This is a genomic window from Streptomyces sp. SX-6, assembly GCF_059089585.1.
Map to the genome: position 1 here is coordinate 144,583 of NZ_JBTHHU010000004.1, position 19,223 is coordinate 163,805.

Below are 19,223 nucleotides of genomic sequence, written 5' to 3' on the forward strand. Positions count from 1 at the left end.
TGGGCGTCAAGGTCTTGACGTGATCTACGCCATGCGGCTGAGCTTAGAGTTCAGATGTTGTAGGGAAGCCCTGCCGATGAAGTGGGAGTGATCGGTCGTGGAGACTCCGGGGTCGCAGTCCTCGCTGCACCGGGCCAACCTGGAGCGGGTCGTGCGCGCGGTGCGCATGGCGGGAGCGCTCACGCAGGCCGAGATCGCCCGGTCCACGGGACTGTCGGCCGCCACGGTCTCCAACATCGTCAGGGAGCTGAAGGACGGCGGCACGGTCGAGGTGACCCCCACCTCCTCCGGCGGGCGCCGGGCCCGCAGTGTCTCGCTCTCCGGTGACGCCGGGATCGTGGTGGGCGTCGACTTCGGCCACACCCACCTGCGCGTCGCCGTCGGCAACCTCGCCCACCGGGTGCTGGCCGAGGAGGCCGAGCCGCTGGACGTCGACGCCTCGGCCGCCCAGGGACTGGACCGCGCCGAGCACCTGGTCAAGAGCCTCGTTGCGGCGTCGGGCATCAACGCGCGCAAGATCGTCGGGGTGGGGCTCGGCGTACCGGGCCCGATCGACGTCGCGTCCGGGGTGCTGGGCTCGACCGCGATCCTGCCGGGCTGGGCCGGCACCAACCCCCGCGACGAGCTCGCCGGCCGCCTCGACGTGCCGGTGTACGTCGACAACGACGCCAATCTCGGCGCGCTCGGCGAGCTGGTCTGGGGCGCCGGCCGGGGGGCCGCGGACCTCGCGTACATCAAGGTGGCCAGCGGCGTGGGCGCCGGGCTGGTGATCAACGGCCAGATCTACCGCGGCCCCGGGGGCACCGCGGGGGAGATCGGTCACATCACGCTCGACGAGTCGGGCCCGGTCTGCCGGTGCGGCAACCGCGGCTGCCTGGAGACCTTCACCGCGAACCGCTATGTGCTGCCGCTGCTGCACTCCGCGCACGGCACCGACCTGACGGTGGCCCGCATGGTGCGGCTCGCGCGCGACGGCGACGCGGGCTGTCGCCGGGTGATCGCGGACGTCGGGCGGCACATCGGCAGCGGCGTGGCGAGCCTGTGCAATCTGCTCAACCCGAGCCGCGTCGTGCTCGGCGGCGACCTCGCGGAATCGGGTGAGCTCGTGCTCGCGCCGATCCGCGAGTCGGTCTCGCGCTATGCGATCCCCAGCGCGGCACGGCAGTTGGAGGTCGTGCCGGGTGCGCTCGGCGGCCGGGCCGAGGTGCTCGGCGCGCTCGCGCTCGTGCTGAGCGAAATGGGTGACTCGAGCCTGCTGGAGGACACCACGTCCGTGGATTCCTTGACCTCTTGAGTTCACACAGATAACGAATGGCATCGTTGCCATCTCGTTAAGGATTTACTTCTTGACGCTTTGTTGGCGCCCGAGTTGACTTCCAGCCACCTCGGCCGCAATGACGCGGCCTCGTCAGGGAGGTATCTGCAAGTGAACACGCATCTGCGTCGTGCGGTCGTGGCCGTGGCCGCCGTATCGATGGCCACCACCATCGCCGCCTGTGGCAAGGCCAAGGAAGCCGGCGGCGGGGACAAGCAGGAGCAGAAGAAGGGCTCGCTCACCATCGGGCTCCTGCTGCCGGAGAACCAGACCGCCCGTTACGAGCGCTTCGACAAGCCGCTGATCGAGAAGAAGATCAAGGAGCTGGCGGGCGAGGACACCACGATCCTCTACGAGAACGCCAAGCAGGACGCCTCCGTTCAGCAGCAGCAGGTCGACACGATGATCACCAAGAAGGTCGACGCGCTGATCGTCGACGCGGTGGACGCCAAGTCGATCGCGAGCTCGGTCAAGAAGGCGAACGACAAGGGGATCCCGGTCGTCGCGTACGACCGCCTCGCCGAGGGCCCGGTCAAGGCGTACACGTCCGTCGACAACGAGCGCGTCGGGAAGATCCAGGGCGAGGCGCTGCTCAAGGAGCTGGGCGACAACGCCTCCAAGGGCGAGATCGTCATGATGAACGGCGCGATCACCGACCCCAACGCCAAGATGTACAAGGACGGCGCCCACTCCGTGCTCGACGGCAAGGTCAAGATCGGCAAGGAGTACGACACCAAGGAGTGGAAGCCGGAGAACGCCAACGAGAACATGAAGGGCGCCATCTCCTCGCTGGGCAAGGACAACATCGTCGGCGTCTACTCGGCCAACGACGGCATGGCGGGCGGCATCATCACCGCGCTCAAGAGCGCCGGCTACAGCAAGCTGCCCCCGGTTACCGGCCAGGACGCCGAGCTCTCGGCCGTCCAGCGCATCCTCGCCGGCGAGCAGTTCATGAGCGTCTACAAGCCGTACAAGCCCGAGGCCGACGCCGCCGCCACGATGGCGGTGACCCTCGCCCAGGGCAAGAAGCTGGACAACGTCGCCAAGTCCGCCGTGGACAGCGGCACCGAGAAGAAGATTCCCGCCATCATCGTCACCCCCGTTGCCCTCACCAAGGCCGACATCGCCACCTACGTCGGCAAGGAGGGGTTCTTCGGCAAGGACGACATCTGCACCGACAAGTACCGGGCGGAGTGCGACAAGGCCGGGCTGAAGTAGCCGCGCCGCAGCGAAGGAGCTGATTCACGTGTCCGCTACGCCCGTACTGGCGTTGCGCGGGATCTCCAAGCGGTTCGGTGCCGTGCAGGCGCTCACCGATGTGGACCTGGAGATCCGTTCCGGCGAGGTGGTCGCCCTGGTCGGCGACAACGGCGCCGGCAAGTCCACCCTGGTCAAGACGATCGCGGGCGCCGGGCCCGCCGACGACGGCGTCATCGAGTGGGAGGGCCGGCGGGTCACCGTCGACCGGCCGCACGTGGCCCAGGAGTTGGGCATCGCGACCGTCTACCAGGACCTCGCGCTGTGCGACAACCTCGATGTCGTCGGCAACCTCTTCCTCGGCCGCGAGATCGTCCGCGCCGGGGTGCTGGACGAGGTCGAGATGGAGCGGCGTGCCCGCGAGCTGCTCGCCACCCTCTCCATCCGGATCCCCAGCGTCCGGATCCCGGTCGCCTCGCTGTCCGGAGGACAGCGGCAGACCGTGGCGATCGCCCGCTCGCTGCTCGGCGAGCCCAAGGTCGTCATCCTCGACGAGCCCACCGCCGCGCTGGGCGTCGAGCAGACCGCGCAGGTCCTCGACCTCGTCGAGCGGCTGCGCGAACGGGGCCTCGGCGTGATCCTCATCAGCCACAACATGGCCGATGTGAAGGCCGTCGCCGACCGGGTCGCGGTGCTGCGGCTCGGGCGCAACAACGGCACCTTCGAGGTGCGCACCACCTCCCAGGAGGAGATCATCTCCGCCATCACCGGCGCCACCGACAACGCCGTCACCCGCCGCAAGGCGCGCACCGCGGAGGCCGAGAAGTGACCACCGACCTGTCCCGTGACGAGCCCGCCGTCCCCGCCGCCGCCGATCCCCGGCTGCTGGTCCGCGAGGCCGGATTCGCCGGCTACTGGGGCGAGTTCGCCCGCAAGCTGCGCAGCGGCGACCTCGGCTCGCTGCCCGTCGTGGTCGGGCTGATCGTCATCTGCCTGGTCTTCCAACTGCAGGACAGCGCCTTCCTCGGCGCCGAGAACCTCTCCAACCTCTTCGTCACCGCCGCCGGCACCGGACTGATCGCGGTCGGCATCGTCTTCGTGCTGATCCTCGGCGAGATCGACCTGTCCGTGGGATCGGTGAGCGGACTCGCCGCCGCGGTCTTCGCCGTCCTCAACGTCCATCACGGCATGCCGGAGTGGCTCGCGTTCGTCGTGGCCATTCTCACGGGCACCGTCGTCGGCGCGCTGCACGGCTTCTTCTTCGCCCGCATCGGCGTGCCCGCGTTCGTGGTGACGCTCGCCGGGCTCCTCGGCTGGAACGGCCTGATGCTCCAGGTGCTGGGCTCCGACGGCACCATCAACCTCGACGACTCCGGGCTGGTCGCGGCGCTGACCAACCACTACTTCACCGACATCGCCGCCGCGTACGGGCTCGCGACGCTGAGCGTGCTCGCGTACTTCCTGGTCTCCTTCCGGGACACCAGGAGGCGCGAGGCGGCGGGCGTGCCCGCACGCCCGCTCGGCGAGATCGCGCTGCGGACCGGTGCGCTGGCGGTGCCCGCGTACGCGGCGGCCTGGCTGTTCAACCAGTACAAGGGGCTGCCGCTGGCCGTGGTGATCTTCCTGGGCGTGGTCGTGGCGTTCGACCTCGTGCTGCGCCGCACCTCGTACGGCCGCAAGGTCTTCGCCCTCGGCGGCAGCGTGGAGGCGGCCCGCCGGGCCGGCATCAGCGTCCCGCTGGTCCGGATCTCCGTCTTCGCGCTCTCCGGCACGATGGCGGCGCTGGGCGGGATGTTCCTGGCCTCGCAGATCAACGCCGCGAACCAGTCGTCCGGTGCGGGCAGCCTGCTGATGAACGCCATCGCGGCGGCCGTCATCGGCGGCACCAGCCTCTTCGGCGGCCGGGGCAAGACGTGGTCGGCGCTGCTCGGGGTGCTGGTGATCCAGTCGATCGCGTCCGGCATGGCGCTGCTCGGCATCGCCTCCGCGGTGCAGTACATGATCACGGGTGCGGTGCTGCTGGCCGCGGTCGTGATCGACTCGGTCTCGCGTCGTACGCAGAAGACCGCCGGGCGGGCGTAACGCCGTTGCGGCGGGTCTTTGGCGAGGATCCGTCGGAGGCCCGTCCACCCGGGCGGACCAATCGGGTGGGCCCGGGCCAATCGGCCCGGGCCCACCCGCGTCGGTGGCCCGAATGTGCCGTTCGGGTGACGGAGGTCGCATCACCCGTTCATCGTCATCTCGGGCGGAAGATTAAACTCGACCGACCGACGACGCTCGACAGCTCGACAGCTTAAGGAGGCACGGGTGGCCCTGCTGACCCGCATCAGGGGACCGCGCGATCTGGACCGGCTGAGCCCCGAGCAGCTGGACCGGCTCGCCGCGGAGATCCGGTCCTTCCTCGTCGAAGCGGTCTCCAAGACCGGCGGACACCTCGGACCCAACCTCGGCGTGGTCGAGCTGACCCTCGCCCTGCACCGGGTGTTCGACTCCCCGAAGGACAAGGTGCTCTTCGACACCGGGCACCAGGCGTACGTCCACAAGCTGCTCACCGGGCGGCAGGACTTCTCGGGTCTGCGCAGCAAGGAGGGCCTGTCCGGCTATCCGTCGCGTGCGGAGTCCGAGCACGACGTCATCGAGAACAGCCACGCTTCCACCGTGCTGAGCTGGGCCGACGGCCTCGCCAAGGCCAACCAGGTGCTGGGGCATGACGACCGTCACGTCGTCGCCGTGATCGGTGACGGCGCCCTCACCGGCGGCATGGCCTGGGAGGCGCTCAACAACATCGCCGCCGCCAAGGACCGCCCGCTGGTCATCGTCGTCAACGACAACGAGCGCTCCTACGCGCCCACCATCGGCGGCCTCGCCAACCACCTGGCGACCCTGCGCACCACCGACGGCTACGAGCGTTTCCTCGCCCGCGGCAAGGACCTGCTCGAGCGCACCCCGGTCGTCGGCAAGCCGCTGTACGAGACGCTGCACGGCGCCAAGAAGGGGCTCAAGGACTTCATCGCCCCGCAGGGCATGTTCGAGGACCTGGGCCTGAAGTACGTGGGCCCGATCGACGGCCACGACATGGAGGCCCTGGAGTCCGCCTTCCAGCGCGCCAAGCGCTTCAACGGCCCGGTCATCGTGCACTGCCTCACCCAGAAGGGCCGCGGCTACAAGCCCGCCGAGCAGCACGAGGGCGACCGCTTCCACGGCATCGGCGTCATCCACCCCGACACCGGCCTGCCGGTCTCGGCGGGCGGTGCCAGCTGGACGTCGGTGTTCGGCGACGAGATGGTCGCGCTCGGCCGCGAGCGCGAGGACATCGTGGCGATCACGGCGGCGATGATGCAGCCGGTCGGCCTCGGCAAGTTCGCCAAGGAGTTCCCCGAGCGCGTCTACGACGTGGGGATCGCCGAGCAGCACGCGGCGACCTCGGCGGCGGGGCTGGCGACGGGCGGGTTGCACCCGGTCTTCGCGGTGTACGCGACCTTCCTCAACCGGGCCTTCGACCAGGTGCTGATGGACGTAGCCCTGCACAAGTGCGGTGTGACGTTCGTGCTCGACCGGGCCGGGGTCACCGGTGACGACGGTGCCTCGCACAACGGCATGTGGGACATGTCGATCCTCCAGGTCGTCCCCGGCCTGCGCATCGCCGCTCCGCGCGACGCCGACCAGGTCCGCGCCCAGCTCCGCGAGGCCGTCGAGGTCGAGGACGCCCCGACCGTCGTGCGCTATTCCAAGGGCACGGTGGGCCCCGCCGTCGAGGCGGTGGGCCGGGTCGGCGGCATGGACGTCCTGCGCCGCCCCGCGGCGGGCACGACGCGCCCCGACGTGCTGCTGGTCTCCGTCGGTGCGCTCGCCCCGATGTGCCTGGAGATCGCCGCTCTCCTCGACAAGCAGGGCATCTCCTCCACCGTCGTCGACCCGCGCTGGGTCAAGCCCGTCGACGAGGCGCTGCCCGGGCTGGCCCAGGAGCACCGCGTCGTCGTCACGGTCGAGGACAACGGCCGTGTGGGCGGCGTCGGTTCGGCCGTCGCCCAGGCGCTGCGCGACGCGGGCGTGGACCTGCCGCTGCGCGACTTCGGCATCCCGCCGCGCTTCCTCGACCACGCCTCCCGCAAGGAGGTCATGGCCGAGATCGGGCTGACCGCCCCGGACATCGCCCGCCAGGTCACCGGGCTGGTCGCCCGGCTGGACGGCAAGGCGGAGGACGTCGACGCCGTCGCCGCGGAGATCGTCCGCGACTGACGCCACGACTGACGCCACGACTCCCATCGGTCCGAGGGGCCGGTCGGAACCCCCCTGCCGGGGTGGTCCGACCGGCCCCTCGGCACGTTCGTGGCTGCCCACCATCGGGTGAATCCCGCGGGGGGTGGCTGTGGTCCTCCCACAACGGCCCGGATCATCGCGGACACTCGCTCAGTTCATGCACGAGTCATGCACGAGGCAGTTCACGCAGGTGGAGGTGAGCCGGTGACCACAGAGCAACCCACCCCAGGCGGCCGCGGCAGAAGCGGCATGTTCCGGACCAAGACGGTCGAGCAGTCCATCCGGGACACCGAGGAACCCGAACACGCGCTGAAGAAAACGCTCTCCGCACTCGACCTCACGGTCTTCGGCGTCGGTGTCGTCATCGGCACCGGCATCTTCGTCCTCACCGGCAAGGTCGCCAAGGAGAACGCCGGTCCCTCGGTGGCCCTGGCCTTCGTGCTGGCCGGCATCGCCTGCGGGCTCGCGGCGCTGTGCTACGCGGAGTTCGCCTCGACCGTGCCGGTGGCGGGGTCCGCGTACACCTTCTCCTACGCCTCGCTCGGCGAGCTGCCCGCCTGGATCATCGGCTGGGACCTGACCCTCGAGCTCGCGCTCGCGTGCGCCGTCGTCTCCGTCGGCTGGTCCAGCTATATGCGCTCCCTGATGGACACCGCGGGCTGGCACCTGCCGGACGTCCTGACCGGGCCGCACAGCGGGCACTTCGGCTTCGACGTCCTCGCCTGCGCCCTGGTGCTCGTCCTCACCGTCATCCTGGTCCTCGGCATGAAGCTCTCCTCCCGGGTGACGGCCATCGTGGTCGGGGTGAAGGTCACCGTGGTGCTCATCGTGATCATCGCGGGCTCCTTCTTCATCACCGGCTCCAACTACCACCCCTTCATCCCGCCGTCCCGGCCCACCAGCGGCCACAACGGGCTCGCGGCCCCGCTGATCCAGCTGCTGTTCGGCTTCGCCCCCTCCAACTTCGGGCTGATGGGCATCTTCGCCGCGGCCGCCGTGGTCTTCTTCGCCTTCATCGGCTTCGACATCGTCGCCACCGCCGCCGAGGAGACCCGCAACCCGCAGCGCGACCTGCCGCGCGGCATCCTCGGCTCGCTCGCCATCTGCACGCTGCTCTACGTGGCCGTGTCCGTGGTCGTCACCGGCATGCAGAAGTACAGCCTTCTCTCGACGGAGGCCCCGCTGGCCGACGCCTTCAAGGACGTCGGCCATCCCTTCTGGGCGGGCCTGATCAGCTTCGGCGCGGCCGTCGGCCTCACCTCGGTCTGCATGATCCTGCTGCTCGGGCAGAGCCGCGTGTTCTTCGCGATGAGCCGCGACGGGCTGCTGCCGAGGGTGTTCTCCACCGTCCACCCCCGCTACGGCACCCCGCACCGCTCGACCATCGCCCTCGGCATCGTCGTCGCGATCGTGGCCGGCTTCAGCTCGCTCGACGTCCTGGCCGCCCTGGTCAACATCGGCACGCTGTTCGCGTTCGTCGTCGTCGCGCTCGGCGTCATCATCCTGCGCAGGACCCGGCCCGACCTGCCGCGCGCGTTCCGCACACCGTGCGTGCCGGCGGTGCCGGTGCTGTCGGTGGTGGCGTCCGTGTGGCTCATGCTGAACCTGTCGGCGGAGACGTGGCTGCGGTTCGCGGCGTGGATGGTGCTCGGCGTCGTCGTCTACTTCGTGTACGGACGCCGCCACAGCCGCGTGGGCGCGTAGCGCCTGCCGGCGGACCCTCGCCTGTGGGCGCGGCCCGGTGCCCCGTACCCCGGGCCGTCGGCCTCCCGCGTGGGTGCCGCCTGGGGCCGCACCGTACGCGGCCCCAGGATCCCGGCGCCCAGTGCCGTGACCCGCCCGCGCAGGGCGCGGTCGGCGGTGACCACGACGCAGCGCCGGCCCGGCGTACGGGCGGCCACCAGCTCCGCGATCAGGTCGTCGCCGCTCCCGGCGGCGGCCTGAACGCACACCCCCGCCACCGGGCCGGTGCCGCGTGCCGCGCCCTCCACGACGAGGACGATCTCCAGCGGCCCCGCGAGCGGAGGATCCGCGTCCGGCAGGCCGCCGGCCGCGTACCCGGCCAGCAGGTCGCGCAGCCGCTCGGTGGCCCCCAGACGGTCGCGCCACCATCCGTCGGGCACGGAACCCACGACGTTCGCGGCATCGACGACCAGCAGAGGAATCATGCGGAAAGGGTCGCACGCCCTTTTCCGCCCGGAATTCCGGGCGACCCGGAATGTTATTGTCGACCCGCGTAAAAAAGCGGAATTGAGCTGTGGGAAAGGCTGGCAGGAAGGCATGGCAGTGCGGACGTCCACCCCCACCACCGGCTGGTTGACGCGGGGAGAGGACGGCCGTCTGACGGCCTACGCGCCCGCCCGGGGCGGCCTGCTGCGCTGGACCGAGACCCGCCCCGGCGGCCCCGAGTGGACGGGCCCCGACCGGATCGTGGTGCCCGGCCTGGAGCCGTATCTCTCCATATCCCGGACCGCCGAGGGTTACGTGTATCTCACCGGCGTGCGCACGCGCGAGCCCGGCGACGGCCGGACCATCACCGAGGTCGTCTACGCGACCCAGCTCCAGTCCGGCCGGGCACCGACCCCCTGGCGGTCGATCGCCACCCCCCACGGCCAGGACTGGGACCGTGCGGCCAGCATCGGGGCGCCGACGACGGTCGTCGACAGCGTCGGCCTGCACGTCTTCATACGCAACTCCGGCGGCGGCGTCTGCGGCCGGAGCCTGGACACCAAGGGCGTCTGGGGGCCCTGGACGGACATGAAGGGCAGCAACGTCCTCGACACCGTCTCCGCCGCCGCGACCGAGGACGGCCGGGTGGAGATCCTGGCCCTGTCGAGCGAGACCGTGCAGGGCTGGCGCCAGAACGAGCCGGGCGGGCCGCTGCTGAGGGTCCGTAACATCTCCGCGAAGCCGCTGGCCGGCTCCTCCGCCTCCGCGACGGTCGGCGGCGGCCGCATCGCCCACTTCTGGCGGGACGCCGCCGACTCCGTGCCGTACGTCCACACCCCCGACCCCGCCGTGTCCGAGAACGCCGAACAGCGGCCCGGCCCCGTGCGATTGGGCTCCCTCGGCGGCGACGGGACCGGCCCGGTGGCCGTGCTGCGCACGACCGTCGGCGGCCAGGACTGCACCGTCCTCGCCCAGCGGGCCGCCTCCGGCCTCCCGGCGGTCGCCGCGTACCCCACGGACGACGTGGCCGCGGGCGCGTCCTGGTCCGAGACCGGCGAGCCGTGCACCGGCGCGCCCGCGCTCGCCGTCGACGCCGCCGGGCGGGTCGTCCTCGCCGCGGTCACGGCCGACGGCACGCTGTGCGTGGCCCGCCAGAAGCCGGAGGAGCCGGGGCTGGTGCTGGGGGACTGGGTCAGGGCGTAGGGCCGTCTTGCTCTGCGCTTGCCCCCGATGAGGTTTGCTCGGTATCTCCGAGCCGATCGCATTCTCACGAAGGGGGCCAGATGACCGGGGACTTCGCACGGCATGCCGCGCTGATCGCGGCGACCGTCACCATGGGGCTGCTCAGCGGCCTGTTCTACGGATTCGCCTGCTCGGTGATGCCGGCGCTGCGCGGCAGCGACGACCGTACGTTCATCGATGTGATGCAGCGCATCAACAAGGCCATTCTCAATGGCTGGTTCGTCCTGGGCTACATCGGGGCGCCGGTGTTCACCGCGCTGGCCGTCGCCCTGCACCTGCCCGAGGGCGAGCGGGGGCCGCTGGTGCCGGCGGTGGCCGCGTTGGTCTGCTGCGTGGCGATGATGGTCGTCACCGGCCGGGTCAACATCCCCTTGAACAAGGCCCTGGAAGCGGCCGGGCCGCCGGCGCGGATCGCTGACGCGGCCCTCGTCCGCGAGCGGTTCGAGGCGACGTGGGTGCGCTGGAACGTGGTGCGTGCGGTGCTGTGCACGGGTGCCACCGGTCTCCTGTGCTGGGCCCTGATGGCATCCTGACGCGGTGTCACCTCGCGGTCCGGCCGTGCAGTTTCAGGGCCTGCGCCACGCAGGCCACGGCTGCGGTCGACAGGATGGTCCGCAGGATGTTGGTGGTCGACCAGACGCCCTTGAACTTGTCGACGACCGACAGGTCGTGGGCCTTGGCCGGGTTGCCGAGGCGGGCCAGCTCGTCGTTGATCGGGATGTTGACGGTGAACGTGATCAAGAGGACCGCCAGATAGAGCGCGGCGGCCGCCCCGGCCCACAGCGCGGCGGTCCTCCGGCCGTTGCGGTAGTCGACGACGGCGGCCCAGACGGTCACCACGAACGCCCCGCAGAAGACCAGCCCGAAGGGGCCGCTGTTGTCGATGAGGTCGTTGAAGTTCTGCATCGCGGTCAGATAGGCGGTGTCGTTCATGCGGGCCAGCCCCGGCATGATCGACACGTCGAAGGCGAAGAACAGCCCGGAGAGCAGGCCCATCGCCACCGCCGCCGCGACGAGCAGCCACCCGGCCGCGGTGCCCCGGCGGGGCGGCTGGGCGGGAGGCGGAGTGGGCCAGGCGCCGGGCAGCGACGTACCCGGACCGTACGGGTTGACTGTCATGGTGGGTCCTTGTGGTGTGTTCGGTGGGTGGGGGCGTACGACGCGCGAGCGTCGCGAGCATAGGCAGCGGCCCCCGGGGCGGCCGGGTTCCTCGAGCGATCCTGGACGGGGTCTCGAGCGGCCCCCGGCGGGCCGCGTCACGGCCGGCTAGCTGATCCTCAGCCGGCCCATCATTCCCATTGCGGAGTGGTCCAGCAGATGGCAGTGGTAGAGGTACGTTCCGGTGTAACTGTCGAAAGTGGGCTGGACCTTGACGGTCTCGCCGGGCAGCAGCCGCACGGTGTCCTTCAGCCCCGACTCGGAGGGGTCCGGCCCCTGCCCGTTGCGTTCCAGTACCCGGAACTGCACCAGGTGCAGGTGGAAGTTGTGGGGGATGATGCGGTTGGCGTTGGTGACGGTCCAGATCTCGCTGCTGCCGTACCGCACGGATACGTCGACGCGATCGGGGTCGTAGACGCGGCCGTTGATGAAGGCGCTGGGGTCGGCTCTGCCGTCCTCGTCCATGCGCAGCTCGAAGGTGCGCTCCGCGGTCGCGGCGGGCAGAGGCGGCAAGGTCCGCAGCACGGACGGGACGGTGCTGGGGTCGGCCGCGGTGTGCGTGACGTCGAAGCGCAGCACCCGGCCCACCTGGTCCGGCGTGCCCGGGCCGAGGGTGTTCTCCAGGACGAGCTGTGTGCCCACCGGGTAGCGGGAGAAGTCGATGACGACGTCGGCCCGTTCGCCCGGCGAGAGCCAGATCTCGTCGGCGGCGTACGGCCGGGGCAGCAGGCCGCCGTCCGAACCGATCTGCGTGATCTCGGACTTGTCGGCGAGCCGCAGCCGGAAGAAGCGCAGGTTGGCGGAGTTCAGCAGCCGGAAGCGGTACTTGCGGGCGGCAACGCGCAGGTAGGGGTACGGCCTGCCGTTGGCGAGGAGCGTGGTACGGCCCAGTGCGTCGTCCATGGTGTAGACGAGCTGACCCGCCTCGTCGAAGTGTGCGTCGCGCAGCGCGATGGGGATGTCGTACCTGCCCGAGGGCAGGGGCAGTGCCTCCTCTACGTCGTCGGTGAGCAGATACGAGCCGGACAGGCCGCGGTAGACGTGCTCCGACTCGGCATGGTGCGCATGGTCGTGATACCAGAGCGAGGCATGGGGCTGCTTGTTCGGATAGGTGTAGGTGCGGGACTCGCCCGGGGCAAAGGTATCCATGGGCGCGCCGTCGTCGGGGGCGGGGACCGAGGCGCCGTGCAGATGAACCGACGCGGCCGTGTCCAGGGCGTTGTGGTGCCGGACGACGACCGGTCTGCCGGAGCGGGCCCGGATGGTGGGGCCCGGGAAGTACCCGTTGAAGGTGAGGACTTCAGTGCGGACGCCGGGGAAGATCTCCGCAGTCGTGGTGCGCATGGTGATGTCGTAGGTGTCGGTTCCCCCTGAGGCCGAGGTCGAGGTCGGGCCGAGCACCGGGAGCATGGGCAGTTCGGTGCGGAACGGCTCGGGGACCGGGGGTGCGCTGGTGGCCGTTCCCGCCCGTGCGCCGTTCGCGGCGAACAGTGGGGCGCCGGCGAGGAGACCGGCGACGCCCAGCGGGGCGATCGCGGCGCCGAGCATGCGGCGTCGGGTGAGCATGGTGATTCTCCTCGTGGCATGAGGGCGGCGCACGGGCCGCGGGCGGGATCCACGTTCCCGGTGCGGCGCGAGAAGAGTGCAAGGTCCCCCGCTTCTCGGCGCGTTGCGCCCGCGTTGCGCGGATGCCGTTACACCTGGGGAACCAAATGCCGCCCGGGGAGGAGGGACTTGTGGATCTGCGCTACTGGCTTCCACGTGCAGTGGAGGTGAGGGAGCGGTGGGGCGAGCGGTTCGGGCCCTATATGACGCACCCTTCGCACATGGTCGACGACGCGGCCTTCGGCCCGGCTTTCGAGCGGTTCGCGCAACGCATGAACGACAACTACCCTTTTTTCCACCCGTGTTACGCGGGTCAGATGGTGAAGCCACCGCACCCTGCGGCCGTCGTCGGCTATGTCACGGCGATGATGTTCAACCCGAACAACCACGCCGCCGAGGGCGGTCCGGCGACGACCGAGATGGAGCGCGAGTGCATCAGTGCGCTCGGTGCGATGTTCGGCCTGTCCTCTCCGCTCGGCCATCTGACGACCAGCGGCACCATGGCGAACCTCGAGGCGCTGTACGTGGCCCGGAGAGCGCATCCCGGCCGCGGGATCGCCTACAGCTCCGAGGCCCACTACACGCATCAGCGGATGTGCGATGTCCTCGGCATCGAGGGGCACCGGATACCGGCGGACGCGTACGGGCGCATCGACCTCGAGGCGCTGGAGCGGGTGCTCGCGACCGGCCGGGTCGGCACGGTGGTGGTGACCGCCGGGACGACGGGCCTGGGCGCGGTCGACCCGGTGCACGACGTGGTGCCGCTCGCCCGCCGTCACGGGGCGCGGGTGCATGTCGACGCGGCGTACGGCGGTTTCTACGCCCTGCTGGGCCGTTCCGACGCACCGGAGGGGATCGACCCCCGGCCCTGGCGGGCCATCGCCGAGTGCGATTCCGTCGTGGTCGACCCGCACAAGCATGGCCTGCAGCCGTACGGTTGCGGCGCGGTGCTGTTCAACGACCCGGATGCCCGCCGGTATCTCGCCCACGACTCGCCGTACACCTACTTCACCCAGGCCGAGCTGCACCTCGGCGAGATCAGCCTGGAGTGCTCGCGTGCGGGAGCCGCAGCGGCGGCGCTGTGGCTGACGTTGCAGCTGCTGCCGCTGACCCGGGACGGGTTCGGGCAGATGCTGGCGGCCAGTCGCCGCGCTGCGGTTCGCTGGGCGGATCTGCTGAGCCGGTCGTCGGCTCTGGAGCTGTATCAGCAGCCGGATCTCGACATCGTCACCTATATGCCCGCGACGGATCCCTGGTCGTTGTCGGCCGTCGACGAGGCGGCCGGCCGGCTGCTGCAGGACGGCATGGACGCGGCCGAGGACCCGGTGTTCCTGAGCGTGCTGCGCGTGGACGCGGACGACTTCGCGCGCCGGCATCCCGGAGTGGTCCGTGATGCCGATGCGGCCCGTGTGATGCGCAGTGTCCTGATCAAGCCGGAGGCCGAGACCCACGTCGAGCGTCTGCACGCCCGGGTGGAGCAGCTTGCCGCCCGCCGGGGCGCGGTCTCCCTGCCCCATGTCTGATGGAGGGACGTCTCTTGTCCACGATCCTGGCCCCGTCGCAACCCGCGACCCGGGCCGATGCCGCTGTACTGGCCCAGTTGTTGGCCGATGCTTTCCATGACGATCCGCTCACCCGATGGATCACCCCGGACGACAGACGCCGCGCACGGTTGCTGCCCGGCCTCTTCCGGGTGTTCCTGGACATGTCGTTCGCCCACGGCGAGGTGCTGACCAGCGCCGAGCGCGACGCGGTGCTGACGTTCTTCCCGCCCGGCGGCTGGGAACGGGCGGAGGCGCGGAGCGAGGCGTACGGGCGGCGGTTCGCCGAGGTGCTCGGCGAGGACGCCGTCCTGCTGGCGGCCGTCTCCCGGCTCCAGGCGGAGCACCACCCCGTGGACCGGCCCCACTACTACCTGGCGTTCGCCGCCGTCCGCGCCTCGGCGCGGGGCACCGGGCGGATATCGGCGCTCCTCGGCGAGGTGGCCGCCCGCGCGGACGCGGAGGGGTGCGGTGTCTACGGGGAGGCGAGCTCGCCCGGGGGCGAGGCGTCGGCCCGGCGCTTCGGCTGCGGCCCCATGGGTTCCGAGCTCGTCCTGCCAGGTGGCGGCCCCTCCCTGCACCCGCTGTGGAGGGATCCCCGATGAGCGGTGAGGCGATGCTGCGGATCTGGTCGGCGGCCGAGGTGGAGGCGGGCCGGGTGCCCGCGGAATGCCTGGGGCCGCTGCGTCAAGTGCTGGACTGGAGCGGAGAGTTCCTGGTCCAGGGGCATCCGTCGCTGGGACGCTCGGGCCCGGTCTGTCCTTACACCCGGCCCTCCTTGCGCAAGGACCTGTTCCTGCTGGCCATGCCGTCCGATGGTCTGGAAGAGCCGGAGGCCGCGGTGGCTCGGCTGCGGGCCCGGTACGAGGAGCTCGCGGAGGGGCTGTCCGAGGACGAACAGGAGCTGCTGACGTTGCTGATGGTGCTGCCGGGGCTGGACCCCACGGACTCCACGGCGCTGGACGCGCTGCAGGCGGCGGCGAAGGACGAGTTCGTCTCCGCAGGCCTGATGGTCGGCCAGTTCCACCCGGTGTGCGAGGAACCCGGGCTGTGGAACCAGGAGTTCCGGCCGCTGCGTTCCCCGGTGCCGCTGCTCGCGGTGCGCCGGCTGCTGGTGTTCGACCTGCCGTTCCTGGTCGGCACCGGCCGCCATCTCGACCACTACCTCCAGCGGTTCGCCCCGGACATTCCCGCGCGGATGCGCGACCAGCTGGTGAGCAGACTGGCTGCCTGACGGCACGATGCCCCGGCTCCGTACGCACGGAGCCGGGGCATCGTGCCGTCAGGCAGCCGAGGGCCAGGCGTCGAGGTCGGACGTACGCAGCAGAGCCGTGCCGATGAGCAGTCCACGGTATCCCGCCGACAGCAGCTGCGAGGCCTTCCGCGGGGTGTCGATGCCGCTGGCGCTGACGGGGCAGAGGGTGCCCGTGGCGCGGAGTGCGGGCAGCAGGGCCAGGCTCCGGCCGATGTCCCCGGCGTCCCGCTCCCGCGCGGTGATGTCCTTGTTGTTGACCGCGATCACGCATTCGTCGGCGTGGGGTATCCGCGCCAGTTCCGACTCCTTGGTGACCTCGACGAACGGGGTGAGCCCCGTGCGCAGCGCCGCGACGACCAGGCGGCGCATGCCGGAGGCGGGCAGCAGGGCGGCGGTGAGCAGGACGGCGGAGGCGCCGAGCTCCTTGCTCGCGGCCAGCTGGTCGTGCCGGGTGATGAAGTCCTTGCGCAGAAGAGGCAGTCCGGTGTGCCGGGCGACCTCGGCCAGCAGCTCGGGCGTGCCGCCGAACCAGCGCCCGGTCACCACCGAGATGCAGGGTGCCCCGGCGGCCTCGTAGGCGGCGACGACATCGGCCGTCGTGCGGCCGGAGACGAGATCGGTGCCGTGCGCGTCGCGCTGTTTGACCTCCATGACGAGGGGGCGTGCGGCGGTCAGCAGTGCTTCGGCGAAGCGGGAACTCATGGCATGTCCTTCGGCTGGGGGGTGTGCCGTACGGTCCGCCAGGCCCGGCCGATGGCGGTCACGGCCCGGGCGGTGAACCGCCCGTGTGCGTCGCGGGCCGCGGTGTCGACGTCGATCCCGCGGAAGCGGGGGTGCCGCACGAGGGTGCCGTAGGCGGGTGCGGCGGCCGCCGTGATGCCGCCGGCCAGCCAGAACGGCAGGGTGAACCGGTCGGCGAGGGAGAGGACGTCCGTCTCGGCGAGGCGGACGCCGGTGCTGCCGACACGGCCGTCGCCGGTGGTGGCGTCGAGGAGGAACAGATCGGTGCCGGCCCGCTCGTAGGCACCGATCAGGGGGCGTTCCGGGCAGGTGCCCCCCATGAGGTGCAGGACCTTGATCAGTACGGCATCGGGCAGCGCGGCACGCAGCGCCCGTACCACCGCGGGCGGCTGGTACGCGTGAAGTTGCAGGTGCCGGACTCCGGTTCGGCGGGCGGCCGTGACCAGCGCGCCGGGGTCGCCGAGGAAGGTGACCAGGACGGGCTCGAGCACTCCGGTGGCACGGGCGGCCGTGGCGAGCGCGGCCAGTTCGTCCGCTGTCAGGTCGGCCGGGCCGCCGGGGACGCCGTGCCACAGGCCGACCCGGTCCGCCCCGGCGGCGGCGAGAACGTCGATGTCGCGCGGGGCTGTTGCCCCGCATACCTTCAGAACCGGCGTCATTCCGGGGACCGTTCGCGTACGGACCGCACGAATTCGCGGAAGCGCACGACCGGATCGCCCCGCTCGGCCAGGGCGCGCTCGATCTGCTCGACGCCGGCCGAGCCGATGACCACGGCGTCGGCGCCGCAGGACTGCACCGCCGCCACGTCGTCGCGTGTCCTCACCCCGAACCCGACGGCGATCGGGGCCGCCGTCCGGGCACGTAGCCCGGACACGGTGCCGGCGAGCGCGGCGTGCCCGGCGGCGGGTGCGCTGCCGCTGCGGCCGTAGTGCGCCACGAGGTAGAGGTAGGCCCGGGCGCGCTCGGCGGCCTCGGCGCGGGTCTCCTCCGGGCTGGTCGGGTAGCAGGTTGTCACCACCGGCAGAGCCGCGGCATCGATGGCCGCGAAATAGCGGGCCCGCAACCGGGGCGGGAGGGCGTGGGCGAGCAGTCCGTCCGCGCCGCTGCCGGCGATGGCACGGACGGTGGCCTCGAGGTCCCGCCCCTTGAACGAGTGGCCGTAGTCCGCGAGGAGCGCGATCCGCAGCCGCTTCAGGCGCGGCCGTACCAGGGAGATGAAGTCCAGTACGTCGTCGAGGGTGGTCCCGCGATCCAGGGCCCGGCGTGCGGAGCGCCGGACGACCGGGCCGTCGGTGACCGAGTCCGGGAAGGGCACGGCCAGTTCGAGACAGTCCACGCCCTCCTCGTCGAGCATGAGGACCAGGTCCTCCAGGACGTCCGGGGGCGGATCCCCGGCGTTGAGGAACAGGGCGAGCCCCGGGGCTCCGTCCGCCCTGCGGGCGAAGAACTCAGCCACGGCTGCCCACCGCCTCCCGTCGGCGGGCCCCGAGGCGCTCGGCGAGCTCACGGGCGGCGCCGCCCGCGACGGCCCGCTCGGCCGCCGCCAGCGCCTCGTGCCAGTCGGTGCGCTGCCCGGACGCCACCGCGAGTGCGGCGGCGTTCAGGCAGACGGTGCCGGTGGCCACGGGCCCGTCGGAGCCCGACAGGAGGCCGAGGAAGTGGCCGACGGCCGCACCCGGAGCGACGGGGCGCAGCGCGGCCAGGTCCCCGTCGGCGGGGAGCACGGCTCCGGGGCGCAGCCGCGCGGTGGTGCCGTCGTTGACGTGCACGGTGTTGTCGGCGAAGCCGAGGAGTTCGTCGGCGCCCAGGTCGTTGGCGGTCAGCCAGATCCTGCGGTCGGTGCGGTGGCGGGCCAGGGCCAGCAGAGCGGGCAGGGGCATGGCGCCGGAGACCCCGGTGACCTGGGCCGCGACGGGCAGTTCGGTGAGGAGGGGGCCGAGCGCGTTGAGGAAGCGTCCGAACGGCTTCATGCTCAGCGGTGCGATGGTGCGGGCGAGCCGGGTGAACTCCGGCGGGTAGACGAAGGGGCCGGTGAAGGCGATGCCGAACTCGGCCAGCGTCTGCTCGGTCTGCCGGTACGAGCCGGTCAGCCGTACGCCGAGCCGTTGCAGCAGGTCGACGGAGCCGAGCCCGGACGCGTAGGCACGGGAGCCGCTCTTGACGACGGGGGTGCCGGAGGCGGCGGCGACGAACGCGGCGGCCGTGGAGACGTTGAACGTGGAGGGGCCGCCCCCGGTGCCGACGACGTTGACGGTCCCGGGCCAGGGGCCGGCCGGTGCGGCCGGGCGCCGTTCGCGCAGGGAGTCGGCGAGGGCGAGCAGGGTCTCGGGGCCGGGGAGCCGGGTGGTCAGGGAGGACAGCAGGGCGACGGCCTGCTCCTTGCCGAGCGTGCCGTCGCCGAGCCGGTCCCACAGTGATCGCCAGGTCTCGCGCTCGGCCACCGGGCGCCGGGCGAGCAGCCCGGTGAGCGCGGGGTGCATTTAGCAGGCCACCTCCTGGCGCGCGTTGGCGACGTAGGCGTCGATCGCCGTGACGCTGCGGAAGTTCTCGGGGTCCAGGTCGACGTCGCCGATCGCGAGCCCGAAGGTGTCCTCGAGCCAGGCGATGAGCTTGAGCACGCCGAGGCTGTCGAGGACACCGTCGGACAGGAGGTCATGGTCGTCGGCGAGCTCATGGACCTGGAGGTCGGGCAGGAACTCGTCGACGACGAACTTCTTGATGACTGTGATGGGGTTCATGA

At 71.4% G+C, this 19,223-nt stretch carries 18 protein-coding genes and 1 pseudogene; 11 read left to right on the forward strand and 8 right to left on the reverse strand.

Annotated features, from left to right (window positions below):
* Window positions 1–97 precede the first annotated feature (97 nt).
* The 6 genes from ACV530_RS06520 to ACV530_RS06545 all read left to right on the forward strand — a co-directional run bounded on the left by ACV530_RS06520 (window position 98) and on the right by ACV530_RS06545 (window position 8,476).
* A complete protein-coding gene (locus ACV530_RS06520) occupies window positions 98–1,294 on the forward strand; it encodes an ROK family transcriptional regulator (RefSeq protein ID WP_494331294.1) in 1,197 nt (398 codons plus the stop codon).
* A 132-nt stretch (window positions 1,295–1,426) separates the two neighbouring features.
* Complete coding sequence (locus ACV530_RS06525) at window positions 1,427–2,533, forward strand: ABC transporter substrate-binding protein (protein WP_494331295.1); 1,107 nt, start codon at window positions 1,427–1,429, stop codon at window positions 2,531–2,533.
* Between the two features lie 19 nt (window positions 2,534–2,552).
* Window positions 2,553–3,341, forward strand: a complete 789-nt coding sequence (locus tag ACV530_RS06530; protein WP_494331482.1) for an ATP-binding cassette domain-containing protein — start codon at window positions 2,553–2,555, stop codon at window positions 3,339–3,341.
* Window positions 3,338–4,594 carry a sugar ABC transporter permease gene (locus tag ACV530_RS06535; RefSeq protein ID WP_494331296.1) on the forward strand — a complete coding sequence of 419 codons (1,257 nt, stop codon included), beginning with the start codon at window positions 3,338–3,340 and terminating at the stop codon, window positions 4,592–4,594. Before ACV530_RS06530 ends, ACV530_RS06535 begins: the two co-directional genes overlap by 4 nt.
* A gap of 225 nt (window positions 4,595–4,819) precedes the next feature.
* Complete coding sequence (gene dxs, locus ACV530_RS06540; RefSeq protein WP_494331297.1) at window positions 4,820–6,751, forward strand: 1-deoxy-D-xylulose-5-phosphate synthase; 1,932 nt, start codon at window positions 4,820–4,822, stop codon at window positions 6,749–6,751.
* Window positions 6,752–7,021: 270 nt separating this feature from the next.
* The gene (locus tag ACV530_RS06545; RefSeq protein ID WP_494331298.1) at window positions 7,022–8,476 is read left to right on the forward strand and encodes an amino acid permease; all 1,455 of its coding nucleotides are present in this window, start codon (window positions 7,022–7,024) and stop codon (window positions 8,474–8,476) included.
* A gap of 83 nt (window positions 8,477–8,559) precedes the next feature.
* Here the strand turns inward: ACV530_RS06545 and ACV530_RS06550 are convergent.
* A pseudogene (locus tag ACV530_RS06550) lies at window positions 8,560–8,940 on the reverse strand (PIN domain-containing protein); the annotation flags it as partial.
* A 112-nt stretch (window positions 8,941–9,052) separates the two neighbouring features.
* Here ACV530_RS06550 and ACV530_RS06555 point away from each other — a divergent pair.
* Both ACV530_RS06555 and ACV530_RS06560 read left to right on the forward strand, forming a co-directional pair.
* A complete protein-coding gene (locus ACV530_RS06555; protein ID WP_494331299.1) occupies window positions 9,053–10,144 on the forward strand; it encodes a PLL family lectin in 1,092 nt (363 codons plus the stop codon).
* A gap of 80 nt (window positions 10,145–10,224) precedes the next feature.
* Window positions 10,225–10,716, forward strand: coding sequence for an anthrone oxygenase family protein (locus tag ACV530_RS06560; protein ID WP_494331300.1), 492 nt, complete (start codon window positions 10,225–10,227; stop codon window positions 10,714–10,716).
* 7 nt (window positions 10,717–10,723) lie between these two features.
* On the opposite strand, the gene ACV530_RS06565 is transcribed toward ACV530_RS06560, so the two are convergent.
* Window positions 10,724–11,302 (reverse strand): anthrone oxygenase family protein, encoded by a 579-nt coding sequence (locus ACV530_RS06565; RefSeq protein WP_494331301.1) that lies wholly within the window; start codon window positions 11,300–11,302, stop codon window positions 10,724–10,726.
* A 147-nt stretch (window positions 11,303–11,449) separates the two neighbouring features.
* A complete protein-coding gene (locus ACV530_RS06570; protein WP_494331302.1) occupies window positions 11,450–12,907 on the reverse strand; it encodes a multicopper oxidase family protein in 1,458 nt (485 codons plus the stop codon).
* Window positions 12,908–13,077: 170 nt separating this feature from the next.
* Here ACV530_RS06570 and ACV530_RS06575 point away from each other — a divergent pair, with 170 nt between their 5' ends.
* The 3 genes from ACV530_RS06575 to ACV530_RS06585 are packed head-to-tail and all read left to right on the forward strand — an operon-like array spanning window position 13,078 to window position 15,721.
* Window positions 13,078–14,469 carry a pyridoxal phosphate-dependent decarboxylase family protein gene (locus ACV530_RS06575; RefSeq protein ID WP_494331303.1) on the forward strand — a complete coding sequence of 464 codons (1,392 nt, stop codon included), beginning with the start codon at window positions 13,078–13,080 and terminating at the stop codon, window positions 14,467–14,469.
* A 14-nt stretch (window positions 14,470–14,483) separates the two neighbouring features.
* Window positions 14,484–15,092, forward strand: a complete 609-nt coding sequence (locus tag ACV530_RS06580; RefSeq protein WP_494331304.1) for a hypothetical protein — start codon at window positions 14,484–14,486, stop codon at window positions 15,090–15,092.
* Window positions 15,089–15,721, forward strand: a complete 633-nt coding sequence (locus ACV530_RS06585; RefSeq protein ID WP_494331305.1) for a DUF6875 domain-containing protein — start codon at window positions 15,089–15,091, stop codon at window positions 15,719–15,721. The genes ACV530_RS06580 and ACV530_RS06585 overlap by 4 nt, the downstream gene beginning before the upstream one ends.
* Before the next feature lie 48 nt (window positions 15,722–15,769).
* Here ACV530_RS06585 and ACV530_RS06590 read toward each other — a convergent pair whose 3' ends face one another.
* From ACV530_RS06590 to ACV530_RS06610, 5 genes are read right to left on the reverse strand one after another with little or no spacing between them, the layout of a single operon-like run.
* Entirely contained in the window at window positions 15,770–16,444 is a 675-nt protein-coding gene (locus ACV530_RS06590; protein ID WP_494331306.1) for a beta/alpha barrel domain-containing protein, read from the reverse strand.
* A complete protein-coding gene (locus tag ACV530_RS06595; RefSeq protein ID WP_494331307.1) occupies window positions 16,441–17,142 on the reverse strand; it encodes a phosphoribosylanthranilate isomerase in 702 nt (233 codons plus the stop codon). Before ACV530_RS06595 ends, ACV530_RS06590 begins: the two co-directional genes overlap by 4 nt.
* Window positions 17,139–17,939, reverse strand: coding sequence for a tryptophan synthase subunit alpha (gene trpA / locus ACV530_RS06600; protein WP_494331308.1), 801 nt, complete (start codon window positions 17,937–17,939; stop codon window positions 17,139–17,141). The genes ACV530_RS06595 and trpA overlap by 4 nt, the downstream gene beginning before the upstream one ends.
* Window positions 17,932–18,963 carry a hypothetical protein gene (locus ACV530_RS06605; protein WP_494331309.1) on the reverse strand — a complete coding sequence of 344 codons (1,032 nt, stop codon included), beginning with the start codon at window positions 18,961–18,963 and terminating at the stop codon, window positions 17,932–17,934. The genes trpA and ACV530_RS06605 overlap by 8 nt, the downstream gene beginning before the upstream one ends.
* Window positions 18,964–19,221: an acyl carrier protein gene (locus ACV530_RS06610; protein ID WP_494331310.1), complete on the reverse strand. Its 258-nt coding sequence runs from the start codon at window positions 19,219–19,221 to the stop codon at window positions 18,964–18,966. It lies immediately after the preceding gene.
* Window positions 19,222–19,223: the final 2 nt, after the last annotated feature.